A 3,597-nucleotide genomic window follows, 5' to 3' on the forward strand; every position below is an offset into this window, starting at 1 on the left:
GAGAGCACGTCATTCTTACGTGCCGTCTCACGCTTTGCGAATGAACAGCAGTTGACCGCTCTCGCGGAAGGGATTGAGACCGAGAGCGACCTGTCCCGTATGATTCGGGAAGGGGTCGAGCTCGGGCAAGGTTACTACTTCTCACCCGCACTCGATGCGACTTCATTTGAATCATGGGTCAAGACGAAGGGACACTCGAATTGAGTGTCCCTTTCTTCAGCGAGAACGAATGTCCTCATATAATTGCCTCGTCGCTTCTGCCGAGGACTGATTGATGTAAATCGGTTCTTCCGACCAATCGAGTCGAATGACCGGCTCGACATCACGGTCGATAAAGAGAAGAACGTCCTCCCCTGTTTTCGTCCGAAAATGTCCCGTCAGACGTGATCCCGATTCCGCCCCGCTCGTCCGTCGCGCAATTTCGGGTAACGTCGTCCACGTCACATCATCGAGTTCATCAAACGGAATCTCACGGCTGTAGCTCCCTTCAATGACGATTGTCGAATCTGTCACGGCCACCTCGGTCGGTTGACTGAACCAAAACATGAGCGCTGGCACCCCAACGAGTAAGACGACGGAGACGATGACAATCGGGATGAGACGCTTTTTACCGCCCGGTCTCAAACGCCCTGATTCGTCATAGATGTTGCCATCATACTTTTGCATCCGCCAAAGTAACGCCACAGTGAAGACAATCATCACGATAAAGAACGGTTCGAGCGGAATGTCCAATTCAAATCCTTCGATGAGCGCGATGAGGATAAAGATGGCACCAATCCCGTAACACATCCAGGCGACGAGACGGGCCACTTTTTGAATGTTCACCCGCTCCCGCTTCTCACGCGACATCGTATTGTAACCCGAAATCAAATCGTGCCATCCGAGACGGTCCACTGCAAAACCGAGTGCGATGACAATGACAGCAGCCAATAAAAGAATCCACATGTGCCTCACCTCCTCTTCTTCCTTTACGTCATGAGTCACGCAAAAGATTCATTCCATACAAAAACAGGACCGCTGAATGGGGCGGTCCCTCAGAAGATTTAGTTTGATGTCGGGGTGTTGGACGGACGTTGCATCCGGCCAATGCCTTCGTACGCGACGTCACCCGGGTCACGTGCGAACTTCCATGCATTCCGCGCATCAATCAACCGACGTTGACGCATGCCCGAGAAGGCTTCCGGTGCCAAGTTCACAAGCTCTTCCCATTCCGTGACGAGAATCGCATAATCTGCATCCTTCAAGGCTTCTTCTACAGACGCCGCTTGTGGGTATTCCCATGTTGCGATCGGGTCATAGCCAATGACTTCGACATCGCGGGCGACCATATGGTGTGCGAGTAGAATGGACGGTGCATCTCGCATATCATCCGTTCCTGGTTTGAATGCCAAGCCGAGAATGGCGACGCGCATCTTAGGTTCTAGACGAAGTTTCGACAATACGTACGGTGCTTGTGTTTCGTTCACTTTCGCTGCCGCCTTGATGACGCGAAGATTGACGTTGTTTTCTTCCGCTACATGAAGAAGCGCATCCATATCTTTTGGGAAACAAGAGCCCCCATATCCGATTCCAGCGTTGAGGAACGAACGCCCGATCCGTGGATCGAGCCCCATCCCGTCCGCAATCGTCGTGATGTCAGCCCCTGCCTCATCGGCTAGACGAGACAAGTCGTTCATGAAGCTGATCTTTGTCGCCAAAAAGGCGTTCGAGGCGTATTTGATGAGCTCGGCATTGATCGGTGTCGTACAGATGAGCGGAACGCCAAGTCGGCCATAAATGCCTGCCAACTCCTCACAAACCTCGAGGTCCTCACATCCGATGACGACACGATGTGGTTTCATCACATCTGCGAGGGCGCGTCCTTCTTGTAAAAACTCGGGTACGATCGCAAACGTATGAGAAGGATACATGATTTTCAATAAATCTGTCGTGCCAGGTGGGACCGAGCTACGAATGATGACCTTGTGCTTCGTCTTCAATTCAGATAGAGCTGTCTCGATATAAAAGAGGTCACAACTTCCATCGGGCTTACTCGGTGTGCCGACCGCGAGAACCAAATAGTCGACATGATCTGCATCCGCAATTTCGTCGGTCAACGTGATTTGATCGGCGTGCTCTAGTAACACGTCCGCCATGCCCGGTTCGTGGAATGGAGGGTGACCACTCTTCAGGAGACCTAACTTCCCTTGGTGCGTCTCGACCCCGATGACTTCATGACCAGCTTTGGCCAATCCGCATAGTGTCGCCAATCCAACATATCCTAAGCCTATAATTCCAAATTTCACATCAGTTCCTCCTTCAATCATCTTTTCTAAGCGTACTCAAATACGCTCAAGAAGTGAAGCTTCTAACACTCTCTCGATGTTCTTTGCTATAATGAGTCAAAATGATGGGTGAAAGGACAAACCGTATGGGCTTAATCGCTTTCTTTTTGGTGACGTTATTGATTTATTTTTGGCTGCCAGTCCGGGGGGGACTGAAAACCTTTTTACTTGTCTTGATCATGGTGAGTGGTTGGCTCTCCATCTTTGAGCTCGTTTCAATCTTAGAAGCTCGACCATGGGTATTCGCTCCAATTCTGATTGTCATTGTGTCAGTGATTTGGAAAGTACAACGCGACCGAAAACAGCAAATGAAGAAAAGTGTTTGACCTCGGTCGGGCGCTTTTTCTTTTTGTCCTATTCGAGAAAGTGTGTGAAATTCCTGCATGCATACAAAAATCCCCGTTCAATCGACGGGGATGTGGCGTTATTGTGTCTTTAACTTTCTTCTTAAATGAACGATGTACAAGAACGCTGCCGTCAATAGGAGCGCAAGCAACGACATCGTCCACGTTCCGCTAAAGAAGCTTGATTCTTCCACAATCGGTTGCTCGACACGTTCACGAATCGTTTCCGCTTCTTCTTCAGAAACGACCAGTTCGTCTTCCCAAGTCCAAGTCGCCCCTGTACCCGATTCGGTCATCGTCATCTCGACTTGATAAGTGCCCGCATCTAGTCGCTTCGTCAGCGGGAAGCGAAAACCCGTCGATGTGTAAGGGACGAGCTTCGCCTCCATCGCATGATTGAGCTTCACATCTTGTTCATCCGATCGAATCGTCATTTGAATGTCCAAGTCTTGACTGATGGAACCAGACGCATTCATCACTTGAAATGCGATGTGTGGATAATGATGCTCTTGATTGACGTTCACGCCTTGCCATTCTGGACGAAACGGGACTTGTTTGACCGATGTTCGTAAGACAACGCCAATCACGTATTCATATCGATTTTGAAGTCCGACCTGCGCGTCTTCTTGTCGCTCCTCCGTTTCGGATACGCGAATCCCTCCTAAAATGACGCCGTTCACGTCTTCATTCACGCTCTTCAATACGAACGATATTCGCTTCGACTCGCCTGACGCAATCGTTACGTTTTCATCAAAAGTGGACACAAGTTCTGTGAAAGAGAGGTGGTCCGGAATCGCATTTTCCTGATCATACATGACGACCCCGTTCTCATTCGTATAGCCATTCCCAATCTTTACATCGAACGTTTTGTCTTCAGACGCATGGTTGTGGATAATCACCTCTAACGTCGTTTCATCATCTTGCTTCAC

General features: G+C 49.7%; 5 protein-coding genes. 2 read left to right on the forward strand and 3 right to left on the reverse strand.

Annotated elements, in window-relative coordinates:
• On the forward strand, positions 1-204 hold a 204-nt coding region (locus tag ON063_RS14325), incomplete at its 5' end, for an EAL domain-containing protein (RefSeq protein ID WP_274665588.1).
• A gap of 12 nt (positions 205-216) precedes the next feature.
• Here ON063_RS14325 and ON063_RS14330 read toward each other — a convergent pair.
• Entirely contained in the window at positions 217-945 is a 729-nt protein-coding gene (locus tag ON063_RS14330) for a DUF3784 domain-containing protein (protein WP_274665589.1), read from the reverse strand.
• 98 nt (positions 946-1,043) lie between these two features.
• Positions 1,044-2,285 carry a UDP-glucose dehydrogenase family protein gene (locus ON063_RS14335; protein ID WP_274665590.1) on the reverse strand — a complete coding sequence of 414 codons (1,242 nt, stop codon included), beginning with the start codon at positions 2,283-2,285 and terminating at the stop codon, positions 1,044-1,046.
• Positions 2,286-2,389: 104 nt separating this feature from the next.
• On the opposite strand from ON063_RS14335, the gene ON063_RS14340 reads away from it, so the two are divergent.
• A complete protein-coding gene (locus ON063_RS14340) occupies positions 2,390-2,650 on the forward strand; it encodes a hypothetical protein (protein ID WP_224862008.1) in 261 nt (86 codons plus the stop codon).
• A gap of 98 nt (positions 2,651-2,748) precedes the next feature.
• On the opposite strand, the gene ON063_RS14345 is transcribed toward ON063_RS14340, so the two are convergent.
• A partial coding sequence (locus tag ON063_RS14345; RefSeq protein ID WP_274665591.1) for a DUF916 domain-containing protein occupies positions 2,749-3,597 on the reverse strand: 849 nt, incomplete at its 5' end.

The sequence above is a fragment of the Exiguobacterium sp. B2(2022) genome (assembly GCF_028823655.1).
GTDB classification, from domain to species: Bacteria; Bacillota; Bacilli; order Exiguobacteriales; family Exiguobacteriaceae; genus Exiguobacterium; species Exiguobacterium aestuarii_A.

Coding starts and splice junctions, on each gene's coding strand:
- ON063_RS14330 (WP_274665589.1), bottom strand. CDS start 945: ATGTGGATTCTTTTATTGGCTGCTGTCATTGTCATCGCACTCGGTTTT.
- ON063_RS14340 (WP_224862008.1), top strand. CDS start 2,390: ATGGGTGAAAGGACAAACCGTATGGGCTTAATCGCTTTCTTTTTGGTG.